The sequence below is a fragment of the Marinobacter subterrani genome, from assembly GCF_001045555.1.
Lineage (GTDB): Bacteria > Pseudomonadota > Gammaproteobacteria > Pseudomonadales > Oleiphilaceae > Marinobacter > Marinobacter subterrani.
This window is the reverse complement of the sequence record NZ_LFBU01000002.1, coordinates 419,156-440,151: the sequence shown is the minus strand read 5'-3', so window position 1 is coordinate 440,151 and position 20,996 is coordinate 419,156. Positions and strand designations below refer to the sequence as shown.

General features: G+C 59.2%; 21 protein-coding genes. 11 read left to right on the top strand and 10 right to left on the bottom strand.

The features are described 5' to 3' along the window. Positions 1–5: 5 nt before the first annotated feature. The 5 genes from benB to msub_RS17870 form a co-directional block, all read right to left on the bottom strand. Positions 6–497 carry a benzoate 1,2-dioxygenase small subunit gene (benB, locus tag msub_RS17890; protein WP_048497500.1) on the bottom strand — a complete coding sequence of 164 codons (492 nt, stop codon included), beginning with the start codon at positions 495–497 and terminating at the stop codon, positions 6–8. Next, entirely contained in the window at positions 494–1,885 is a 1,392-nt protein-coding gene (locus tag msub_RS17885) for a Rieske 2Fe-2S domain-containing protein (protein WP_048497499.1), read from the bottom strand. The genes benB and msub_RS17885 overlap by 4 nt, the downstream gene beginning before the upstream one ends. Before the next feature lie 32 nt (positions 1,886–1,917). Then, positions 1,918–2,859 (bottom strand): catechol 1,2-dioxygenase, encoded by a 942-nt coding sequence (gene catA / locus msub_RS17880; RefSeq protein WP_048497498.1) that lies wholly within the window; start codon positions 2,857–2,859, stop codon positions 1,918–1,920. Positions 2,860–2,955: 96 nt separating this feature from the next. Then, positions 2,956–3,246, bottom strand: a complete 291-nt coding sequence (catC, locus tag msub_RS17875) for a muconolactone Delta-isomerase (protein WP_048497497.1) — start codon at positions 3,244–3,246, stop codon at positions 2,956–2,958. A 35-nt stretch (positions 3,247–3,281) separates the two neighbouring features. Beyond that, positions 3,282–4,403: a muconate/chloromuconate family cycloisomerase gene (locus msub_RS17870; protein WP_048497496.1), complete on the bottom strand. Its 1,122-nt coding sequence runs from the start codon at positions 4,401–4,403 to the stop codon at positions 3,282–3,284. A 106-nt stretch (positions 4,404–4,509) separates the two neighbouring features. Here msub_RS17870 and msub_RS17865 point away from each other — a divergent pair, with 106 nt between their 5' ends. Continuing rightward, positions 4,510–5,412 (top strand): LysR family transcriptional regulator, encoded by a 903-nt coding sequence (locus msub_RS17865; protein WP_048497495.1) that lies wholly within the window; start codon positions 4,510–4,512, stop codon positions 5,410–5,412. A gap of 46 nt (positions 5,413–5,458) precedes the next feature. Here the strand turns inward: msub_RS17865 and msub_RS17860 are convergent, their stop codons facing one another. Then, entirely contained in the window at positions 5,459–6,238 is a 780-nt protein-coding gene (locus tag msub_RS17860) for an IclR family transcriptional regulator domain-containing protein (protein WP_048497494.1), read from the bottom strand. Positions 6,239–6,436: 198 nt separating this feature from the next. Between msub_RS17860 and msub_RS17855 the strand changes: the two genes are divergently transcribed. Genes msub_RS17855 through msub_RS17840 form a run of 4 tightly spaced genes read left to right on the top strand, consistent with a single transcriptional unit; the run spans position 6,437 to position 10,040 of the window. Continuing rightward, the gene (locus msub_RS17855; RefSeq protein ID WP_048497493.1) at positions 6,437–7,252 is read left to right on the top strand and encodes a CoA transferase subunit A; all 816 of its coding nucleotides are present in this window, start codon (positions 6,437–6,439) and stop codon (positions 7,250–7,252) included. Beyond that, positions 7,252–8,028: a CoA-transferase subunit beta gene (locus msub_RS17850; RefSeq protein WP_048497492.1), complete on the top strand. Its 777-nt coding sequence runs from the start codon at positions 7,252–7,254 to the stop codon at positions 8,026–8,028. The genes msub_RS17855 and msub_RS17850 overlap by 1 nt, the downstream gene beginning before the upstream one ends. A gap of 8 nt (positions 8,029–8,036) precedes the next feature. After that, a complete protein-coding gene (gene pcaF, locus msub_RS17845; RefSeq protein ID WP_048497491.1) occupies positions 8,037–9,239 on the top strand; it encodes a 3-oxoadipyl-CoA thiolase in 1,203 nt (400 codons plus the stop codon). Positions 9,240–9,251: 12 nt separating this feature from the next. Continuing rightward, the gene (locus msub_RS17840; RefSeq protein WP_048497490.1) at positions 9,252–10,040 is read left to right on the top strand and encodes an alpha/beta fold hydrolase; all 789 of its coding nucleotides are present in this window, start codon (positions 9,252–9,254) and stop codon (positions 10,038–10,040) included. Between the two features lie 206 nt (positions 10,041–10,246). On the opposite strand, the gene msub_RS17835 is transcribed toward msub_RS17840, so the two are convergent. Both msub_RS17835 and msub_RS17830 read right to left on the bottom strand, forming a co-directional pair. Continuing rightward, complete coding sequence (locus msub_RS17835) at positions 10,247–10,792, bottom strand: hypothetical protein (protein ID WP_048497489.1); 546 nt, start codon at positions 10,790–10,792, stop codon at positions 10,247–10,249. Between the two features lies 1 nt (position 10,793). Next, a complete protein-coding gene (locus msub_RS17830) occupies positions 10,794–12,575 on the bottom strand; it encodes a hypothetical protein (protein WP_156182834.1) in 1,782 nt (593 codons plus the stop codon). A gap of 24 nt (positions 12,576–12,599) precedes the next feature. Between msub_RS17830 and msub_RS17825 the strand changes: the two genes are divergently transcribed. Next, a complete protein-coding gene (locus msub_RS17825; RefSeq protein ID WP_227506846.1) occupies positions 12,600–13,214 on the top strand; it encodes an alpha/beta fold hydrolase in 615 nt (204 codons plus the stop codon). A 206-nt stretch (positions 13,215–13,420) separates the two neighbouring features. Here the strand turns inward: msub_RS17825 and msub_RS17820 are convergent, their stop codons facing one another. Together msub_RS17820 and msub_RS17815 are read right to left on the bottom strand one after the other, a co-directional pair. Beyond that, the gene (locus msub_RS17820) at positions 13,421–13,969 is read right to left on the bottom strand and encodes a hypothetical protein (RefSeq protein ID WP_048497487.1); all 549 of its coding nucleotides are present in this window, start codon (positions 13,967–13,969) and stop codon (positions 13,421–13,423) included. A gap of 1 nt (position 13,970) precedes the next feature. Further along, entirely contained in the window at positions 13,971–16,196 is a 2,226-nt protein-coding gene (locus tag msub_RS17815) for a hypothetical protein (RefSeq protein ID WP_048497486.1), read from the bottom strand. Between the two features lie 201 nt (positions 16,197–16,397). Here msub_RS17815 and msub_RS17810 point away from each other — a divergent pair, with 201 nt between their 5' ends. The 5 genes from msub_RS17810 (at position 16,398) to msub_RS17790 (ending at position 20,990) form a co-directional block, all read left to right on the top strand. Further along, positions 16,398–17,570 carry an ABC transporter substrate-binding protein gene (locus msub_RS17810; RefSeq protein WP_048497485.1) on the top strand — a complete coding sequence of 391 codons (1,173 nt, stop codon included), beginning with the start codon at positions 16,398–16,400 and terminating at the stop codon, positions 17,568–17,570. Between the two features lie 100 nt (positions 17,571–17,670). Then, the gene (locus msub_RS17805) at positions 17,671–18,534 is read left to right on the top strand and encodes a branched-chain amino acid ABC transporter permease (RefSeq protein ID WP_048497484.1); all 864 of its coding nucleotides are present in this window, start codon (positions 17,671–17,673) and stop codon (positions 18,532–18,534) included. 13 nt (positions 18,535–18,547) lie between these two features. After that, on the top strand, positions 18,548–19,504 hold the full coding sequence (locus msub_RS17800; RefSeq protein WP_048497483.1) for a branched-chain amino acid ABC transporter permease: 957 nt from the start codon (positions 18,548–18,550) through the stop codon (positions 19,502–19,504). Positions 19,505–19,506: 2 nt separating this feature from the next. After that, entirely contained in the window at positions 19,507–20,280 is a 774-nt protein-coding gene (locus tag msub_RS17795; protein ID WP_048497482.1) for an ABC transporter ATP-binding protein, read from the top strand. Next, positions 20,277–20,990 carry an ABC transporter ATP-binding protein gene (locus msub_RS17790; RefSeq protein WP_048497481.1) on the top strand — a complete coding sequence of 238 codons (714 nt, stop codon included), beginning with the start codon at positions 20,277–20,279 and terminating at the stop codon, positions 20,988–20,990. Before msub_RS17795 ends, msub_RS17790 begins: the two co-directional genes overlap by 4 nt. Positions 20,991–20,996: the final 6 nt, after the last annotated feature.

The window sequence follows — 20,996 nt, the reverse complement described above, 5'->3', positions numbered from 1 at the left end:
ATCAATTACAGGTGGTAAACGTCCAGCACCTGATTGATGCAATCGTTGCTCAGAACCATTCGCTTCTCCCGGATCAACGGCTGTTCGCCGGTGATGTCCAGGGTGTAGAAGGAGGTTCCGAAGAATTCGGCCGATTTCTTGTAGCGATAAGCCTTGGTCAGCCAGTTGAACCGGAACTTCACCTCACTGTCACTCTGGGACAGGATCTCCAGGTTGCTGGTGAAATGCGTGGTGCGTGGCTCCGGCATGGAGCTGGCCCCGGATCTTTCAGTCTTGATCCGGTAGACCCTGTCTTCCAGGCCTTCCTTATTCGAGTAGTAGATGAGTGAGATCTCGCTTTGCGGATCCTCGGTCAGCTCATCATTGTCGTCCCACGCCGGCATCCAGTAGGTGACGTCCTCGTGGTAGCATTCCAGCCACTTGTCCCACTCGCGGTCGTCCAGGAAGCGGGCTTCGCGAATGATGAACTGCTCAATGTCGTGATAGCTCAGGCTCATGCCGACGCCTCCTCTGACGCTGTTGAACTTGAAGCGAGGGGAATGAACCGGGCACGCTCGGCCTCGATGGCGCGGGTCATTTCAACCTGCCAGTGCTGGTGATGATTCACGTACAGACCTTCGTCGTCTGGTCGTGCGCCACTCATGATCGGCTTCATATCAATCTGGTTGGCGTGCTCGTCCGGGCCGTCAATCCAGTGTGCGGCGCCACGGCTCATATCGTTCCAGCGCATGTCACGGGCTTCATAGCCGCTCTGGCAGGCGCGGAACTCTTCCAGGTCATCCGGAGTGCCCATGCCGCTTACGTTGAAAAAGTCCTCGTACTGGCGAATGCGCTTGGTACGCAGCTCCGCAGGCTCGTTCTTCGGACCAAAGGCATAGATGGTCACTTCCGTCTTATTAACGTCGATCGGCCGGGTCACGCGAATCTGGGTGGAGAACTGATCCATCAGATAGACATTCGGGTACAGGCACAGATTCTTGGTGGTGCGGACAATGGAATCGGCACGGGCCTCGCCGTAAGTTTCCTTGAGACGCTCCAACTGGCTGAAGATTGGCCGGACTTCCGGGTTCAGCAGGCGGGTCCACAACATCATGTGGCCATTCTCGAAGGAGTAGAAGCCACCTTCGGCGGACCAGCTCTTGGCATCAACCGCTTCGGTACCGCCCTTGTCGTAGTTCCGCTGGCCCATCGTAGACAGGTAGTTCCAGTGCACGGTGCCAACATGGTAACCGTCCGCGCCGTTCTCGGCGGTCAGCTTCCAGTTGCCCTCGTAGGTGTAGGTCGAGCTGCCACGAAGGATTTCCAGACCGTCTTCGGACTGATCCACGATGTTGTCGATGATCTTGGTGGTCTCACCCAGATGCTCCTCGAGAGAGACCACATCGGCACTGAGGCTGCCGAACAGGAAGCCACGGTAGTTGCCGAATTTCGCCATTTCCTTGAGGTCGTGGGAGCCGTCGGTGTTGAACTGCTCCGGGTAGCCGCCCTTCTTCTGATCTTTCGCCTTCAGCAGTTGGCCGTCGTTACGGAACGTCCAGCCGTGGAATGGGCAGGTGAAAGACGTCTTGTTGCCGCGTTTTTTGCGGCACAGGGTGGCGCCCCGGTGCGAACAGGTGTTGAGTATGGCCTTCAGCTCGCCATCCTTGGTGCGGGTGATGATCACCGGCTGGCGACCTACGGTCACCGTGAAGTAATCACCCGGCTCCGGGATCTGGCTTTCATGGGCCAGGTACACCCAGTTGCCTTCAAAGATGTACTTCATCTCCAGATCAAACAGTTCACGATCCGTAAAAATACCCCGGTCGCACTGGTAGCGGCCGGTGTCCGGGTCCGCGACAACCGCATTGTGAACCTTGTCGGCGAGTTGTTCGAGTTTGTTGCTCATGTCATCCCACTCCTCTTGTTGTTGGCTCGCGCTTACGCCGCGTCGGTTTCCAGGGCGCGCTGACGGGCATGGCGTTGCTGGAGTTCGGGCTTGTCCGTGGCGACCAGGGCGACGTTGAACTCAACCTCGGTAATCGGCCCGTTCACCCCATGCTGTGCAGCAGTCTCGGAGTGCTCGACACGACTGGCTTCCACCACCAGCTCTTCCCGGGTGGCAAAGGCAAAGTCACTGTAGGTGTACTCGTCACCCGCGATGTTTATCTGGGTGGTCAGGTGCTTGTAACCCGGCTTGGATACAAAGTAGTGGATATGCGCCGGACGCTGGCCGTGGCGGCCCAGTTGGTTCAGCAACTGCTGGGTGGAACCTTCGGCCGGGCAACCATAACCGGAGGGCATAATGCTCTGGGCGGCGTAACGGCCCTCGGCATCGGTCTTGATGCGACGGCGCAGGTTGTACTCACTCTGGGACTGATCGAAGTAGGAATACGCACCCTTGCTGTCGGCGTGCCAGATATCCACAGTGGCATTGGCCAGCGGCTCGCCGTTTTCATCAGTGATCCGACCCTTGATCAGGATGACTTCGGCGTCTTTATCAGAGCCATCATCCATGCGGGCAAAACCGTCCGCCATCGGGGCACCGGCAACGTAAAGCGGGCCTTCAATGGTGCGCGGGGTGCCACCGGTCAGGCCAGCCTGCTCGTCTTCGGCATCCTGGCGGATGTCCAGGTAACGGTCCATCCCCAGACCCGGGGCCAGCAGCGCAGCTTCACCGTTTGCGCCCAGTTCGCCCACGTAATAAACGGCGCTCCAGAACTCTTCAGGCGTGACGTCAAAATCTTCCACAATCTGGAAAATATCGTGCATGACGCGATGCACGACCTTCTTCATGCGTTCGTTACCGCCTGCCTGGTCGAAGCCAGCCACTTTTTCCAGCAGCTCTTTCACATCATTGGTTTGCATGGTCTTAACGGTCATTGTTGGTCTCCTCGGTCTTTTGTTTTTGTTGCTCAAGACATCCATCAGTTGGCAACAACGTGCTTTTGTCATTCGCCTGCGAGGGCGAGCCCAGTGTTATCGATCGTCCTCACGAATGGAGGACGGGTGCCGGCACAGCGGCGCGACAGTGATATCCATGTAGGGGAACAGCGGCAGATTGCTGATCAGATCCTGCAGTTCGGCGTTGTCCTTCACGTCAAAGATGCTGACGTTGGCGTAGCTGCCGGCGACCCGCCACAGGTGGCGCCATTTTCCCTGTTGTTGCAGGTCCTGGGCGTAGGCTTTCTCCCGGCCCTTGATATCCGCCACTACCTCAGCGGGCATGTCGTGGGGGATCCTCACGGTCATTTCGACTTTGAACAGCATGTGTGCCTCTCCGTTTATGAATCTTGCCGGCGCCTTCAGGCCTTCCGGCGATAGAAAGCGAGTTTGTCTTCGTCAATATCGATACCCAGGCCGGGGCCTTCGGGAAGGTCAACGCCGTTATCGTGGAAATTCAGCGGCTTGATCACGATGTCGTCTTTCATTAACAGCGGGCCGAACATCTCGGTGCCCCAGCGCAGAGTGTCCAGGGTGGACCAGGCGTGGAGAGCAGACACTGTGCCGATCGTGCCCTCCAGCAGGGTGCCGCCGTACAGGCCTATACCCGCCGCCTGGGCAACGGCCGCCTGCTCCAGGGCCCGGGCAGGGCCTCCAGCCTTGGCAATCTTCAGGGCAACCGCACCGGAGAAACCGGCGGCGGCCAGGCTGTACAGTTCACTGGCGTCGGCCACCGCCTCGTCTGCCAGAATCGGCAGATAAAACTTCTGCGACAGGCGCACCAGCGCGGCGTAATCTTTCATCGGTGTGGGCTGCTCCACCAGATCAATGCCGGCGGCCTGCAATTCCGCCATGCCCCTGGCGGCGGTGGCCTCATCCCACGCCTGGTTCACATCCACACGAACACTGGCGGTTTCGCCGACGGCAGCCTTGATGGCCGCTACGTTGCGGACATCGTCCATGAGTGCGCGAGAGCCGATCTTGAGTTTGAAATCACAGTGGCGCCCGGTTTCGATCAGGCTGAGGGATTCTTCGATGTCTTTTGCCGTGTCACCACTGGCCAGGGTCCAGAGCACCGGTATGTGCGAATGCACGGCACCGCCAAGCAAATCGGACACCGGGCAGTTCAGTCGCTTGCCCTGCAGATCCAGCAGCGCGGTTTCAATCGCAGACTTGGCGAGGTTGTTGCCACGGGTTGAGCGGTTTAACATTACCCTTAAGGTATTTCTGTTATCCGAAGGCTGCCCGATCAGTTGCGGCCTGAAATAGGTGTCAATGGTAAGTTTCACGCTTTCAGGGCTTTCCGGGCCATAGGCCAGGCCACCGATGGTGGTCGCTTCACCCAGACCTTCGAGGCCGCTGGAATCCTTTATCCGCACAATCACCATGGTCTGAACCCCCATGGTTGTCATCGATAGTTTGTGCGGCCGGATGGTCGGGATATCGACCAAAATGGCTTCGATGGACTGAATGGTAGCGGACATGGGCTCTCCGAATCGCAAGTTAAAATGCCTGTAATTCGAACAGTACGAAGTTTCACGGACATGAACCAATATTGATTAAGTACAAACCGATACCCTGGAGGTATGGATGGAGCTGAGACACCTGCGGTACTTCGTGGCGGCGGCCGAAGAGCTTAACCTGACTCGGGCGGCGGAAAAGCTGTTCATCGCGCAACCACCCCTGACCCGACAGATCAAACAGCTTGAAGAAGAGGTAGGCGTCGCACTGTTTCTTCGCAAACCCCGGGGCCTGGAGCTGACGTCCGGTGGCGAATACTTCCTGGAGCAGGCGCGCCAGATACTGCATAAAGTCGAGGCCACGGTGGAGGACACCCGACGGATTGCCCAGCATCGCAAAACCGTTTTCTCCATCGGCTTTGTGCCGTCTGTATTCTACGGCCAGTTGCCGCTGATGGTCCGGCGCCTGCGCCGCAACAAGAACCTGGAGATCATCCTCCATGAACTGAAAACCCGGGAACAGGTGGACGCCCTGAAAAATGGCAAAATCGACATCGGCTTCGGCAGGGTGCGGATTGACGATCCGGACGTGGACCAGGAACTGCTGTTCGACGAGCCCTTGATCGCCGCCTTGCCCGCCGGCCATCTACTCACCCGGCACCCGCCGTCCATGACGGAACTGGCCGGCTGGCCCATGGTCACGTTTCCGTCCGGGCCGGGGCCGAACTTTGCCGACATCACCCTGGGCCTGTTTCACCGCAGAGGGTTACGGGTCAATGTGATCCAGCAAGTGAATGATGTGCAGACCGCGCTGTCTCTGGTGGCCTCCGACATGGGGTTCACCCTGGTCCCCGAGCAGGTTCGACGGCTGCACCGGGAAGGGATTGATTACATGCCACTGGAAGACGACAACATCACCACACCGGTGATTGCGTCCCGGCGAAAAGGCGAAAACCCCAATGCGGTGATGCGTCTGGCCAACACCATTCTGGATGAGTTGGTGCAGAACCGGTTGACCGGAAGGTATCCGTGACAGAAGTGTGTTGGGCGACGAACCTGACCACTCTAATCCGATAGGGTCATCGCGTCGTGCGATGCACCGCCTCCGCCACCTGCTGCAAACGCGGCAAATACACCCCCATCAACCTATCCATATCCACCCGCGCCGCGTTGGTGCTGATGTTAATTGCGCCCAGCAACTCACCGCTACCGGCAAATACCGGCACCGCCACCGAACGCAAACCCGAATCCAGTTCCTGATCGACCACGGCATAGCCCTGGGTCCGGACTTTGAGGATCTCTTCTCGCAGAGCCTCCACAGTGGTTACAGAGGAAGCCGTATACGCCTCAAGCGTTACCCTGGCCAGAAAGGCCTCCCGTTCCGCTTCCGACAACTGCGCCAGCAACACCCGCCCCATGGAGGTATAAGCGGCTGGCAAGCGAGTGCCTACCGACAGAGTAATCGCCATTAACCGGTGCCTCGCCGAGGAACGCACCACGTAGACCACGTCGTCACCGTCCAGTACCGCCAGCGAGGATGACTCCCCAAGCTCAGCGGTGATGTCTTCCAGGTATTGCTGAATCACCGCCCGATACTGGTTCGACGCCTGATAGGCATAACCCAGTTGCAATACCCTCGGGGTCAGCTCGAACTGCCGGCCATTGCGCTTAACAAATCCCAGGGCATGCAGAGTCAACAGGAAACGCCGTGCCTTTGCCCGGTCCATGTCGGTTCGCGCCGCCACTTCGCTCAGAGTCATGCGGGGATGCTCGGCATCAAAGGCCTGCAACACCTCCAGCCCCGAGGCCAGTGCCCCCACGTAGTCCCGGTCTCCCGGCTTTAGCATCTGTTCGTCCATTCCCGCTCCTTCAGGGCATCTAAAAATCAGTACCCACGCATGGTATCAGCTGGTTCGCACTCCGAACATCGGTGCTTTTTTTGCAAACTGGTGAAAATTTGTACTTGACGCCAATAAAACCTTCAAGTCATCATGTTCGCATATTAAACATCTGTTCGTATATCGAACTTTTTAAATCACTGCAATGGAGACACTGCAATGGCTGAATTCCTCTCCCTTCAGGACGCCGTGAACCGCCATATCAACAACGGCGACACGGTATGCATTGAAGGCTTCACGCACTTGATTCCGTTCGCGGCAGGCCACGAGATTATCCGCCAGGAAAAGCGTGACCTGACCCTGATCCGCATGACCCCGGATCTGATCTACGACCAGATGATCGGCGCCGGCTGTGCCAAAAAACTGATCTTCTCCTGGGGCGGCAACCCCGGCGTGGGCTCCCTGCATCGGCTGCGGGATGCCGTTGAGAAAGGCTGGCCCAACAAGCTGGAAATCCTGGAACACAGTCACGCCGCTATGGCCTGTGCCTACGATGCGGGTGCCGCCGGACTGCCGTTCGCGGTTCTGCGCGGCTATGTGGGCAGCGACCTGCCGAAGGTGAACGACCAGATCAAATTCATCGACTGCCCGTTCACCGGTGAGCGTCTGGCCGCCGTGCCGTCCGTGCGCCCGGATGTGTCGGTGATTCACGCCCAGCGAGCTGATCGCAAAGGTAACGTGTTGATTGAAGGAATCGTGGGGATTCAGAAGGAAGTCGTGTTGGCTGCCAAACGCAGCATCGTGACGGTGGAGGAAATCGTGGACGACCTGGGCGCCTCCGTAAACGCCTGCGTACTGCCGTCCTGGGCTATCACCGCCATCGCCGAAGCACCGAAAGGCGCCAGCCCCTCCTACGCCCTGGGTTATTACGAGCGTGACAACGCCTTCTACAAAGAGTGGGACGGCATTGCCCGTGACCGGGACACCTTCCAGACCTGGCTGAAAGAAAACGTATTCGAAAAAGGAGCTGCGTGATGAGCCTTGAATTTACCGCCTCGGAAATGATGAGCGTTACTGCCGCCCGCGCACTGACCAGCGACATGACCTGCTTCGTCGGCATTGGCCTGCCCAGCGAGGCCGCCAACCTGGCGCGACTAACCCACGCGCCGGAGGTGACCCTGATCTACGAATCCGGCACCCTGCAGACCAGACCGGACGTGCTGCCGCTGTCCATCGGTGATGGCGAACTGTGCGAATCCGCCCTGACCACCGTGGCGGTACCGGAGATGTTTCGCTACTGGCTACAGGGTGGCCACATCAGCGTCGGCTTCCTGGGTACCGCCCAGATTGATCGCTACGCCAACCTGAACACCACGCTGATCGGTGATTACCGTGAGCCCAAGGTTCGCCTGCCGGGCGGTGGCGGCGCACCGGAAATCGCCACCAACGCAAAGGAAGTGTTTATTACCGTAAAACACTCCAAGCGCACCTTTGTGAAGGATGTGGACTTCGTCACCACGGTTGGCTTTGGACGCGACGGCAAGGCACGGGATAATGTACCCAACATTGGTCGTGGCCCCACCGTGGTGATTACCGACCTGTGCATTCTGAAGCCGGACCCGGACAGCAAGGAACTGGTGGTCACCTCCCTGCACCCGAACGTGACCCGGGAAGACGTTATCGAAGCCACTGGCTGGGAGATCCGGTTTGTCGAGTCGCTGGAAACCACGCCGGAGCCAAGCGCCAAAGAACTGGAAGTCCTGCGTGATCTGAAAGCACGCACCAACAAACACCATGCCGGCCAACAGTGAGGAACATCATGACTGACGTCTATCTCTGCCACCCCCGCCGTTCAGCCATTGGCCGCTTTGGCGGTACCCTGGCCAGCGTTCGCCCGGACGATCTCGCCGCTCACATTTTCAAGGCGGTACTGGCGCAAGCCCCTGAGCTGGACCCGGCCGCCATTGACGAAGTGATGATGGGCAGCGCCAACCAGGCCGGTGAAGACAACCGCAACATCGCACGGATGTCTGCCTTGCTGGCCGGCCTGCCCACCTCTGTTCCCGGTACCACCCTCAACCGGCTTTGCGGTTCCGGGATGGATGCCGTGGGCACCGCGTTCCGCGCCATTCGTGCCGGCGAGATGGACCTGATTCTGGCCGGTGGTGTCGAGTCCATGTCCCGTGCGCCGTACGTGATGGGCAAGGCCGACAGCGCCTTTTCCCGTGGCCAGAAGATTGAAGACACCACCATCGGCTGGCGTTTCGTGAACCCGCTGATGAAGAAACAGTACGGCATCGATTCCATGCCGGAAACGGCAGAGAACGTGGCCGAGCAATACAAGGTGTCGCGGGAGGATCAGGACCTGTTTGCCTTCCGCTCCCAGGAAAAGACCGCCCGGGCCCAGAAGGAAGGACGTTTCGCCGAGGAAATCGTGCCGGTGTCCATTCCGCGCCGCAAGCAGGAGCCGCTGGTGTTCGACACCGACGAGCATCCCCGCGAGAGTACCCTGGAGAAGCTCGCCTCCCTGCCCACGCCCTTCCGCGAAAACGGCAGCGTGACCGCGGGCAATGCCTCCGGCGTGAACGACGGCGCTGCAGCGATGCTGGTTGCCAGTGAAGCCGCCGTCAAAACCCACGGACTAAAGCCCATGGCTCGCATCCTGGGCATGGCCACGGCCGGTGTGGAACCACGCATCATGGGTATTGGCCCAGTCCCTGCCGTTCGCAAGTTGCTTGAAAAACAGGGCATCGGAATAGACGACCTTGATGTCGTCGAACTGAACGAAGCCTTCGCCGCCCAGGGCCTGGCAGTTCTGCGTGAGCTCGGCATCGCCGACGACGACAAGCGCGTGAACCCCAATGGCGGCGCCATCGCCCTGGGCCACCCGCTGGGCATGTCCGGCGCTCGCCTGCTGATGACCGCCGCCCACCAGCTGCAGCGCACCGGTGGTCGCTACGCCCTGTGCACCATGTGCGTGGGCGTCGGCCAGGGTATCGCGACACTCATCGAACGGGTCTGATCAGGAGCGAACATGGCATTTCTCAAGCACAACGGCCGAGCGGTTTGCTACCGCCTGCTGGGTGACAGCGCAAAACCGCTGCTGATGCTCGCCCACCCCCTGGGCATGACCCAGGGCGTGTGGGACGACATGCTGCCGGCGTTGCTGGGTAAGTTTCGGGTGCTGACCTGGGACCTGCCAGGGCACGGCGCCAGCGCCGCCTGGCCGGAAGACAGCGACCGCATCACCCCGGAAGACCTGGCACGGGAAGCCCTGGCGCTCGCGGCAGCCGCCGGTGCAGAGCGCTTTCACTTTGTCGGCACCTCCATTGGTGGCGTGATCGGTCAGCAACTGGTCAGCCAGCATGCAGACAGCCTGCTCTCGGCGACACTCACCAACACCGGTGCAGTGATCGGCACCGCCGATGCCTGGAACACACGCTCGGCCAATGTACTGGAGCTTGGCCTGTCCGTCATGGCAGTGGATATCGTGCCACGCTGGTTTGGCCCCGCGGCCTGTGAACAGCAGCCGGCCCTGGTAGAGGGCTGGCGCGTGATCATGGGTCGCGGTGACGACCGCAGTTATGCCCTGCTGTGCGAGCTGTTGGGGCGTGTCGACTTCCGTGAGAAGCTCGGAGAGCACCGCGTACCGCTCCAGTTGGTTGGTGGCTCGGATGACGTTGCCACACCACCGGAAACGCTCAAGGCACTGGCGCAATGCAGTAGCGCCTCTGATCCAGTGATTCTGGAACACGTCGGCCACGTGCCTTCGGTGGAATGCCCGGACAGGTTCAGCCAGATACTGCTTGATACCCTCACCTGAGCACCCACTAACTGCCAACCAGGGCCCGGTCCTCTGCGGCCAGAGCGGTGGCCCGTATGGAAGTGGTCCAGGGCATTACCGACCGGTTGCAGGTTCAGCGTGAGCTCACCGCGCAGCTTTATACAGACATCAGGCCAGCAGACTGACCTTCCCATAACCACACCCAAGGAGCCGATTTCCGAATCTCATGAAGACCCTGATCCTAACTAAAACTCTCCCCGTTCGTGCCGGTCCGCGATTTCCTTGAACAGCTCAAACAGGCCATCCTCGAACAGCCAGGGGTCACCCATTTCAAACATCTGGCAACGGCTCCGGGTCAAGAGAGTGCTGTGTTCATAGCGGTTCAGGTTATCGAAGGAATAACCGGGAACATAATCCCCACCGAACCAGGCCCCCCGGGTGACGCCGAGGGTTTCGCCATCAACTTCACCACGCATATTGAGCTTGCCTCGCGGCACGGCATTAGGATGATCCGGCGGGAGAAAAAAACGTTCCACGGTATCCACGAACCAGCGGACTCCACCAATAGGATACTCGTACTGGGTGATGGCGCTACGGCCAGTCTGATCGTCTCGGTCGGGTAACTGAATCTTTTTATTTGCAACTAGATGGCCATCATGAACAAAAAAGTTCCAGACTTTCTTTGAAGTCTTACTTCTAGCCCTGTCCGTACTTTCCCCAATCTTCAGGTAACCTTCGGCCGGACTTTCGGGATCAATGAAGGGCCAGGGAGATAGTTTCGGGTAGTTCATGTCACTCTCCAAACTCAATAGGGGTAAGCTTGACTAACTCTACATAGGCCTCCGGCCCACCTTTACCGCCATTGGTCATGGTATGGAAGGTTTGTGGACTCCTCTCCAACGTATAAGTCTCCAAGGCGCCATGGACAACCTTCCCATCCTGAGATAACGCTGTGTGCTTGGCCAGGCCATTCCCCATGAAATGCTGATTGGCGCCGGTATCTTTCTGGACGTCAAAACGAACTTCAAAAATATCAATCTCCTGCTCATTCAGCCCCTTTTCTATTAGATAGTCTTTTCGCATATCGGAATCCTCCCACTCGACATCGCCCATCCCATCAACCAGCTTTTCATACTTCGCCTGATATTCAGGAGTCATCACTTCGTCCAGCAATTCATCCCTGTCGGCGTAGCCAGCCACATTGTGCCGCACATGGGCCTTGAGATTATCGAACGTTGGAATGAGGGTTTCGGCATCGGCCATTTCAACGGCCTTATCCTTGTCAATGATCGCCAGCTTGTACGTAGCCTCCGGGTTGTACTCCACCCCCAACTGCTGCGCGATGAGCCGGGGGCAGGTGTCGGAGGGCTCGACCTGGTCCAGGGTGGTGGACCAGAACCGTACCTCACCGGCGGGGTCGGCTCGCCCCAGGGTGCCGGCCATGGCACCCGCGGGCTGGTTGTGACCATCCACATGGCGTTCCTCCACCAGACGGACAATGAAACGATCCTTGTCCAGCCCCTGGTTGGCCAGGTACGCCAATTCCTCCTGGGTGTATTTGGGGGTAAAGCCACCCCGGGCGATGATCCGTCTTCGGGATGCCGCCAATGCGGCCACGGCCTCTTCAATACTGCTGATGTGCAGGCGGCGGGAGCTGAGGTCCCGGGGTTTGAGATCCGCTCCCTCGGGTTTTGTCCGGCAGGTGCTTTCACACAGGCCGCCAGTATCCACGTTGTAGTGGTAGCGGGTCTGGTAGGTGATCCTTAACCGTGCGGCCAGATTGCGCAGGGTTTCTCCAAGTGGAGCCAGTTTGCGCAGGTAGCGCGGGGCCGCCGACGCTACCCCTGCCCCGGCGGTACTCGCCAGCATGATCGCCAGAACAGTCTCAAACACCAGCCCTCCGGCGAAATAGCTGATTTCAGTACTGTCCTGGGCCTGGGCGAAATCCACGGCGAACTGGCCCAGCATCTTGCGGGATTCGTGGTCAGCCAGTATCAGGTTGGTAGCCTCGTAGGCGTCGGCAAGCTGTTCCCGGGTGATGGCACCCGGGTCGAACCCCAGTGCTTCCACCAGTGCCCGCTTGTTGGTTTCGTCGAAATTCTTCTTGAAGGCGTCCAGCCAGGCCTGGTCGGAACTGTCCCGGGTCGCGGCCCAGGCGGACTGGAGTGCGCGATTGTAATACCCCAGGTGAGTAAGGTTGGTAATGGCAAGGTTGTTGGCAATCAGGCCCACGGCGCTGTCCCACAATCCCAGGAAGCCGTGGGCGAAATGGACACCGGCCTTGATGGTTAATGGCAAGCTGTCTGTAGACGCGCCAAGGCGTTCCGCCTCCCTGCGCTCGCGGGTGAGGATGGCGTCGAGACCCGCCTGGAGCTGACGTCGCAAAATATCGAGCTCACCGGCCCGGGCCGGCTCTCCGAACCGGACATCGACCACCGGGTCACTCAAGCCAGTCACCCGTGCCTTTCCCTCATTATCCAGGTTACCGGACTTGTAGCTGCTGAGCCCCTCAACGCTATAGGGAGCACCCGCCACGCCAGTGCCATCCGGCCATCGGTAGTGTAAGTCCAACACTCTGGCTCCCTGCTTTGGACTGGTTTGAGGCACGCCGCCTGGCCGGAAGACAGCGACCGCATCACCCCGGAAGACCTGGCACGGGAAGCCCTGGCGCTCGCGGCAGCCGCCGGTGCAGAGCGCTTTCACTTTGTCGGCACCTCCATTGGTGGCGTGATCGGTCAGCAACTGGTCAGCCAGCATGCAGACAGCCTGCTCTCGGCGACACTCACCAACACCGGTGCAGTGATCGGCACCGCCGATGCCTGGAACACACGCTCGGCCAATGTACTGGAGCTTGGCCTGTCCGTCATGGCAGTGGATATCGTGCCACGCTGGTTTGGCCCCGCGGCCTGTGAACAGCAGCCGGCCCTGGTAGAGGGCTGGCGCGTGATCATGGGTCGCGGTGACGACCGCAGTTATGCCCTGCTGTGCGAGCTGTTGGGGCGTGTCGACTTCCGTGAGAAGCTCGGAGAGCACCGCGTACCGCTCCAGTTGGTTGGTGGCTCGGATGACGTTGCCACACCACCGGAAACGCTCAAGGCACTGGCGCAATGCAGTAGCGCCTCTGATCCAGTGATTCTGGAACACGTCGGCCACGTGCCTTCGGTGGAATGCCCGGACAGGTTCAGCCAGATACTGCTTGATACCCTCACCTGAGCACCCACTAACTGCCAACCAGGGCCCGGTCCTCTGCGGCCGGAGCGGTGGCCCGTATGGAAGTGGTCCAGGGCATTACCGACCGGTTGCAGGTTCAGCGTGAGCTCACCGCGCAGCTTTATACAGACATCAGGCCAGCAGACTGACCTTCCCATAACCACACCCAAGGAGCCGATTCCCGAATCTCATGAAGACCCTGATCCTAACTAAAACTCTCCCCGTTCGTGCCGGTCCGCGATTTCCTTGAACAGCTCAAACAAGCCATCCTCGAACAGCCAGGGGTCACCCATTTTAAACATCTGGCAAAAGGCCCCTTCTGGCAGAACGGTTGAATGCTCAATACGGTTCAAGTTATCGAAGGAGTAGCCAGGAATATACTGACCACCGAACCAAGCTCCCCGGGTGACCCCGAGGGTTTCGCCATCCACTTCACCACGCATGTTGAGTTTGCCTCGCGGCACGGCATTGGGGTGGTCCGGTGGAAGGAAAAAGCGTTCCACGGTATTCACGAACCAGCGGGCTCCGGCGATAGGGTATTCGTATTGGCTGAAAGCGTATTCCCCAGGCTCGGAGTCATCCAGTTGAATCCAATCTTTAATCGAAATGATCAGGTATCCCTGGGTTACAAAAAAGTGCCAAACCTGAGGTGAATGGCTGCTCCGTGCTTGATCCGTGCTTTCACCAATCTTCAGATAATCGGCGGGGGGCGAATCAGGGTCGATGAAGGGCCAGGGCGATAGTTTCGGGTAGTTCATGTCATTCTCCAAAGTCAATGGGAGTCAGGTCGACTAGCTCGACATAGGCTTCAGGCCCACCGCTGCCACCATTGGTCATGGTGTAGAAGGTTTGCGGATTCCTCTCCAACGTATAAGTCTCCAGAGCACCATGAACGATATTGCCATCCTTCGAGAGCGTGGTGTGCTTCGTCAGACCATTACCAAGAAAGTACTGGTTGGCTCCTGTTTCATCCTGAATATTGAAGCGGGTTTCAAACAACATAGCCTGCTCAACATCAAGACCTTGCTTTCTCAAATATGCAGCCCTGATACGAGCATTACTCCACTCCGCATCGCCCATCCCATCAACCAGCTTTTCATACTTCGCCTGATATTCGGGAGTCATCACTTCGTCCAGCAATTCATCCCTGTCGGCGTAGCCAGCCACATTGTGCCGTACATGGGCCTTGAGATTATCGAACGTTGGAATGAGGGTTTCGGCATCGGCCATTTCAACGGCCTTATCCTTGTCAATGATCGCCAGCTTGTACGTAGCCTCCGGGTTGTACTCCACCCCCAACTGCTGCGCGATGAGCCGGGGGCAGGTGTCGGAGGGCTCGACCTGGTCCAGGGTGGTGGACCAGAACCGTACCTCGCCAGCGGGTCCAGGCCTCCCCAGCTTGCCGGCCATGGCACCTGCGGGCTGGTCAGGGCCATCCACATGGCGTTCCTCCACCAGACGGACAATGAAACGATCCTTGTCCAGCCCCTGGTTGGCCAGGTACGCCAATTCCTCCTGGGTGTATTTGGGGGTAAAGCCACCCCGGGCGATGATCCGTCTTCGGGATGCCGCCAATGCGGCCACGGCCTCGTCAATACTGCTGATGTGCAGGCGGCGGGAACTGAGGTCCCGGGGTTTGAGATCCGCTCCCTCGGGTTTTGTTCGACAGGTGCTTTCACACAGGCCGCCAGTATCCACGTTGTAGTGGTAGCGGGTCTGGTAGGTGATCCTTAACCGTGCGGCCAGATTGCGCAGGGTTTCTCCAAGTGGAGCCAGTTTGCGCAGGTAGCGCGGGGCCGCCGACGCTACCCCTGCCCCGGCGGTACTCGCCAGCATGATCGCCAGAACAGTCTCAAACACCAGCCCTCCGGCGAAATAGCTGATTTCAGTACTGTCCTGGGCCTGGGCGAAATCCACGGCGAACTGGCCCAGCATCTTGCGGGATTCGTGGTCAGCCAGTATCAGGTTGGTAGCCTCGTAGGCGTCGGCAAGCTGTTCCCGGGTGATGGCACCCGGGTCGAACCCCAGTGCTTCCACCAGTGCCCGCTTGTTGGTTTCGTCGAAATTCTTCTTGAAGGCGTCCAGCCAGGCCTGGTCGGAACTGTCCCGGGTCGCGGCCCAGGCGGACTGGAGTGCGCGATTGTAATACCCCAGGTGAGTAAGGTTGGTAATGGCAAGGTTGTTGGCAATCAGGCCCACGGCGCTGTCCCACAATCCCAGGAAGCCGTGGGCGAAATGGACACCGGCCTTGATGGTTAATGGCAAGCTGTCTGTAGACGCGCCAAGGCGTTCCGCCTCCCTGCGCTCGCGGGTGAGGATGGCGTCGAGACCCGCCTGGAGCTGACGTCGCAAAATATCGAGCTCACCGGCCCGGGCCGGCTCTCCGAACCGGACATCGACCACCGGGTCACTCAAGCCAGTCACCCGTGCCTTTCCCTCATTATCCAGGTTACCGGACTTGTAGCTGCTGAGCCCCTCAACGCTATAGGGAGCACCCGCCACGCCAGTGCCATCCGGCCATCGGTAGTGTAAGTCCAACACTCTGGCTCCCTGCTTTGGACTGGTTTGAGGCACGGGGGCTGGCGGCTGGTAGCCCGGCTCAATGGCGGCCGCCAGGCTGTCACTCTTCAGTGGCGCCGGTGCGCCGCCCCCGGCAGCATTGTTGCCCTCCAGATGGTCGTTCAGAGCCCGGGTTAACCGGGGCGACAGGTTGGTTACCAGGAAATCCGCCTCGGCACGGCGGGAACGGAAGACACCGGGGCTGGCGCCGCTGGCATCCAGCAACCATCGCTCGCCGACGGTCAGTTGCTCCAGCAGATCATCCTGGGGCTGGCGCGGATCGAGGTTTTCTATCGGGTCGCTGGCGGTGGTGTAAGGGCTGAGTATACGGCTGACAATATCCACCGCGCTCAGGGGGTGAACGATGGTGAGCAGGGCATCGGGCGAACGAGGGAGTTCCGTCACATCCGTGAGACGGTAGCTCATGGGGCATGTCCTTATGATTGTCGTGGGTCGGCTTCCAAGCCGAATAGCAAAACGTAACCTAACGAATCCCGGGCTCGCTGGCAATGGGCAGGATCAAAGCGCTTGCATGCAGGGGACACCCCTGTGCAGAAAACGGATATTCCTCTGGCTCTCACACGCCTCTAATGGAAGTACCGCACAACAACAAATTGAGGTGTTGAAATGATCCGTACCAGAACCCTGGCCAGTGCTGTGCTGGCAACCACCCTGACCGCCGGACTTTCAACGTCCGCCCTGGCCGCCACCGATCCGGTGAAGATCGGGCTGATGCTGCCCTTCAGCGGCATTTACGCGCAGTTGGGTGAAGCCGGGCGCGATGGCCTGAAACTGGCGCTGAAACAGAACGCAGCCGAACTGGACGGTGTCACCTTCGAGTACATCGCCCTGGATACCGAGGCCAAGCCCGCCCGGGCGCCGGAGCTGGCGTCATCCCTGCTGAACCAGCACAACGCTGATTTCATTGTCGGGCCGGTTCATTCCGGTGTTGCCATGGGCATGATCAAGATGCTGCGCGGCAAGGACACCATCATGATTATCCCGAACGCCGGGTCTGCGGCCGCCACTGGCCCCCTGTGCGCACCGAATATCTTCCGGACCTCGTTTTCATCCTGGCAGCCCTCCTACCCCATGGGCCAGGTTGCCCTGGATAAGGGTTACAAGAAGGTGTATGCGATCAGCTGGAACTACGGCATGGGCCGCGAGAGCCTGGACGCGTTCGAGGAATCCTTTACCGCCGGCGGCGGTGAGATTGTCGAGAAGGTGTTGCTGCCCTTCCCGTCCACCAACTTCCAGTCTCATGTCAGTGACATCGCCGCCACCAACCCGGATGCGGTCTTCACCTTCTTTGCCGGCGGCGGTGCCATCAAGTTCGTGAAGGACTACGACGCCATGGGCCTGCGCGGAAAAATCCCGCTGCTGGGCTCCGGCTTCCTGACCGAGGGAACCCTTGAGGCCCAGGGCCCGGCAGCCGAAGGCGTGATGACCACACTGCACTACGCCGAGCAACTGGACGTTCCGGCCAACCAGGCCTTCCGTGAGGCCTTCAACACCGAATACGGCCATTACCCGGACATCTACGCGGTGCAGGGTTACGACGCCGGCCTGGCGATCGCCAACACCATTGAAAAGCTGAACGGCGACATCACCGATAAGCAGGCTGTGATCAGCACCATGGAAAAACTCACCATCGACAGCCCGAGGGGGGAATTCACCTTCTCGAAAGCCCACAACCCGATTCAGAACATCTATCTGCGGGAAGTGAAAGATGGCGTGAACGTGGTGCAGAGCATTGCCGCCAAATCGCTGGAAGATCCGGCCCGCGGCTGCAAGCTCTGAGACCGGCTGCCGTATCCCCGGCCACCCGCCGGGGGCATTTCCGAGATGGACCGCCTGCCTGAACCGAACCGCATTCCCCGTAAACCCGTTGGGTATCGTTATGTCGACCGAACTCTTCTTTGTACAACTGATTAACGGCATCCAGTACGGATTGCTGCTGTTCCTGATCGCCTCCGGCCTGACCCTGGTGTTTGGCGTGATGGGCATTCTCAACCTGGCTCACGGCTCCATGTACATGGTGGGCGCCTACCTGGTGTGGTACCTCGTGAACGTAACCGGCAGTTTTACGGTTGCGGCAGCGCTGTCCGCGGTAATTGCGCTCGGACTCGGCATTCTGATCGAGCGATTACTGATACAACGGCTCTACAACCGCAACCACCTGGATCAGGTGCTGCTGACTATCGGCATGATCTTTGTTTTCAATTCTCTGCAAAGCATCCTCTGGGGCAACGATCCCTATGGCGTATCCGTGCCGGATGCCCTCAGCGCCGCCATTCCGTTTACCGAAAACTCCAGCTACCCGGTCTATCGCATTTTTGCGGCCGTGGTCTGTGTCGCGATCGCCGGGGCCCTGTATTTCGTGGTGAGCAAAACCCGCCTGGGCATGCTGATCCGCGCGGGCGAATCCAACCGGGAGATGGTCGAGGCGCTGGGGGTCAACATCCGGACCCTGTACACCGTTGTGTTCGCCATCGGCGTCATGCTGGCCGCCATTTCCGGGATCATCGCCGCTCCCATGCGCTCGATTGTCCCGGGCATGGGCGAAAGCGTGCTGATTACCTGTTTTGTGGTGGTGGTGATCGGCGGCATGGGTTCCATCAAGGGCGCGTTCGTCGGTGCTCTGCTGGTGGGGGTGATCAGCACCTTTGCCGCCGTGCTGATGCCCAGCCTGTCCAACATGGTGATTTACATCTTTATGATCCTGGTGTTGCTGGTGAAGCCCCAGGGCCTCTTTGCCAAATAATCGGGAGCCGATCATGATCTTTGAAAAACGCACCGAACGCCTGTTTCTGCCGGTGTTTTTGCTGATTGTTCTGTGCCTTCCGCTGTTCCTGGAGGCCAATTCCTTCTTCGTGAGCAAGGTCACCACCGTTCTGATCCTGGCGACCTTTGTGATGTCGCTGGATTTCCTGGTCGGGCGTGTTGGCCTGGTCACCCTGGGCCACGCCCTGTTCTATGGGCTGGGCGGGTATCTGTTCGTGATCATTGCACCGGAATACGAGGCCGTGAATTTCTGGCTGTACACGTTCTACGTGTGCGCACTGGCGGCGCTGATTGCCTTGGTGGTTGGTGTGGTCGTACTCCGGACCAGCGGCATTTACTTCATCATGATCACTCTGGCCATCTCGCAAATGGCCTATTACTTTTTCTTCGATTCCCTGAATTTCGGCGGCAGCGACGGCGTGTTCATTTTCATGAAACCGGAAACCAGCATCTTCGGCCTGAGTTTCCTGAACCTGGACGACCCGATGCACTTTTACTATCTGGCGGTGTTGTCCCTGTTCAACACCCTGCTGTTCCTGAAGCTCATCCTCCGCTCACGGTTCGGGCGCATTGTTGAAGCCAGCCGGCAGAACCCCGAGCGCACCGAAGCCCTCGGCTATAACATTTTTGCCTTTCGCCTGATCAGCTACGTGATCGCCAGCACCCTGGGGGCCTATGCGGGCTTCCTGTTCGCACTCCAGTACGGTTTTGTGAACCCGTCGTTCCTGACCTGGGAAATGTCTGGCACCGCGCTGGTGATGTCCATCCTCGGCGGCATGGGCACGATTTACGGCGCCATTCTCGGCACCTTCGCCTATGAGGGACTGCAGTACCTGTTTGAGCACCTGACCGAGGAATGGCTGCTGTTCATGGGCGGAGCCATCATCCTGATGGTGATTGTGTTGCGCAAAGGCCTGGCCGGCTATCTCGAAAAATTGCTGGAGAAATAAACATGGCCAACGACATCATTCTGGAAACCGAATCCCTCAGCAAGCACTGGGGTGGCATCAAGGCACTCAACGATATTTCGCTGCGGTTCCACGACCGCCAACTGCACGGCGTGGTCGGCCCCAATGGCGCCGGCAAGAGCACACTGCTGAACATGCTGTGTGGCACCTTGAAGCCCTCCCGTGGTTGTATTTTCCATAAGGGCGAGCAGATTGACGGCATGAAACCCTGGAAGTTCGTGCGCCGGGGCATCGGCCGGAGCTTTCAGAAAACCAACATCTACACCGTTGCCACCTGCCTTGAAAACTGTGCAGTAGCGGCCCAGCGCCGGTTTGCCGGCAGCTTCAATCTGCTTGCTTCAAGGCACACCAACCAGCGGGTGACCGAGGCGGCGGAGAAAGCGCTGCATCAGGTGGGCCTGGAGCGTCGGATTCATACGGTGGCCGCCGAGATTTCCTATGGCGAACAGCGCCAGCTCGAACTGGCCATGGTGCTGGCAACGGATCCCTGCATCCTGCTGCTGGACGAGCCCATGGCAGGCATGGGCCACGAGGAATCCCAGCGCATCATCGCACTGCTGGACCAGCTCAAACGGGACTACTGCATTGTGTTGGTGGAACACGACATGGACGCCATTTTCGAGCTTTCGGACCAGTTGACGGTGCTCGACAACGGCACCCACCTGATTACCGGCACCGTCGACGAAGTGCGCAACGATCCGCGGGTAAAAGAAGCCTACCTGGGCAAAGACGATGACGCAGAGGAGGAAGCGGCGTGAGTAACCAGCTTCTGGAAGTGCATAACCTCAACACGCTGTACGGTCGCAGCCACATCCTGCACGACCTGTCGTTCCGGCTTGCCAAAGGCGAATCCATGAGCCTGATGGGGCGCAATGGCATGGGCAAGACCACCACTTTGAAATCCATCCTTGGCATCGTGCCGCCGCGCAGTGGCCATGTGTATTTCGACGGTGAAGACATCAGCCACCTGCCCACCTGGAAACGCATGCGCCGTGATATTGCCTATGTGCCCGAGGGCCGGGGCATGTTCCACAACCTGACGGTAAAAGAGCACCTGCAGATGGCGGCACGCCCCGGCAGTAACGGAGAGACCAAGTGGGATTACGATCGTGTATTGGCCACCTTCCCCCGCCTGTCGGAGCGCCTATGCAACCTGGGAACGGAACTGTCTGGCGGCGAACAGCAGATGCTGGCCATTGGCCGGGCCCTGGTGACCAACCCCCGGCTGATGATTCTGGACGAAGCCACCGAAGGCCTGGCCCCGCTGATTCGCCAGGACATCTGGAACGTGATCGCCAGTATCCGGGAATCCGGCATTTCCTCACTGGTGGTGGACAAGAACATCAAGGCCCTGAAGGGGCTCTGTGACCGCCATGTGGTGATTGTGAAAGGCAAGGTTCACTTTGACGGCAGCTCCTCCGAGTTGGATCAGAACCTGGAGAAAGTCGAAACCGCGCTCAGCGTCTGAATGTAC

Bases quoted from the DNA above. Each gene is read 5' to 3' on its own strand.
- benB (WP_048497500.1), bottom strand. From the start codon at position 497: ATGAGCCTGAGCTATCACGACATTGAGCAGTTCATCATTCGCGAAGCC.
- msub_RS17885 (WP_048497499.1), bottom strand. From the start codon at position 1,885: ATGAGCAACAAACTCGAACAACTCGCCGACAAGGTTCACAATGCGGTT.
- catA (WP_048497498.1), bottom strand. From the start codon at position 2,859: ATGACCGTTAAGACCATGCAAACCAATGATGTGAAAGAGCTGCTGGAA.
- catC (WP_048497497.1), bottom strand. From the start codon at position 3,246: ATGCTGTTCAAAGTCGAAATGACCGTGAGGATCCCCCACGACATGCCC.
- msub_RS17870 (WP_048497496.1), bottom strand. From the start codon at position 4,403: ATGTCCGCTACCATTCAGTCCATCGAAGCCATTTTGGTCGATATCCCG.
- msub_RS17865 (WP_048497495.1), top strand. From the start codon at position 4,510: ATGGAGCTGAGACACCTGCGGTACTTCGTGGCGGCGGCCGAAGAGCTT.
- msub_RS17860 (WP_048497494.1), bottom strand. From the start codon at position 6,238: ATGGACGAACAGATGCTAAAGCCGGGAGACCGGGACTACGTGGGGGCA.
- msub_RS17855 (WP_048497493.1), top strand. From the start codon at position 6,437: ATGGCTGAATTCCTCTCCCTTCAGGACGCCGTGAACCGCCATATCAAC.
- msub_RS17850 (WP_048497492.1), top strand. From the start codon at position 7,252: ATGAGCCTTGAATTTACCGCCTCGGAAATGATGAGCGTTACTGCCGCC.
- pcaF (WP_048497491.1), top strand. From the start codon at position 8,037: ATGACTGACGTCTATCTCTGCCACCCCCGCCGTTCAGCCATTGGCCGC.
- msub_RS17840 (WP_048497490.1), top strand. From the start codon at position 9,252: ATGGCATTTCTCAAGCACAACGGCCGAGCGGTTTGCTACCGCCTGCTG.
- msub_RS17835 (WP_048497489.1), bottom strand. From the start codon at position 10,792: ATGAACTACCCGAAACTATCTCCCTGGCCCTTCATTGATCCCGAAAGT.
- msub_RS17820 (WP_048497487.1), bottom strand. From the start codon at position 13,969: ATGAACTACCCGAAACTATCGCCCTGGCCCTTCATCGACCCTGATTCG.
- msub_RS17815 (WP_048497486.1), bottom strand. From the start codon at position 16,196: ATGAGCTACCGTCTCACGGATGTGACGGAACTCCCTCGTTCGCCCGAT.
- msub_RS17810 (WP_048497485.1), top strand. From the start codon at position 16,398: ATGATCCGTACCAGAACCCTGGCCAGTGCTGTGCTGGCAACCACCCTG.
- msub_RS17805 (WP_048497484.1), top strand. From the start codon at position 17,671: ATGTCGACCGAACTCTTCTTTGTACAACTGATTAACGGCATCCAGTAC.
- msub_RS17800 (WP_048497483.1), top strand. From the start codon at position 18,548: ATGATCTTTGAAAAACGCACCGAACGCCTGTTTCTGCCGGTGTTTTTG.
- msub_RS17795 (WP_048497482.1), top strand. From the start codon at position 19,507: ATGGCCAACGACATCATTCTGGAAACCGAATCCCTCAGCAAGCACTGG.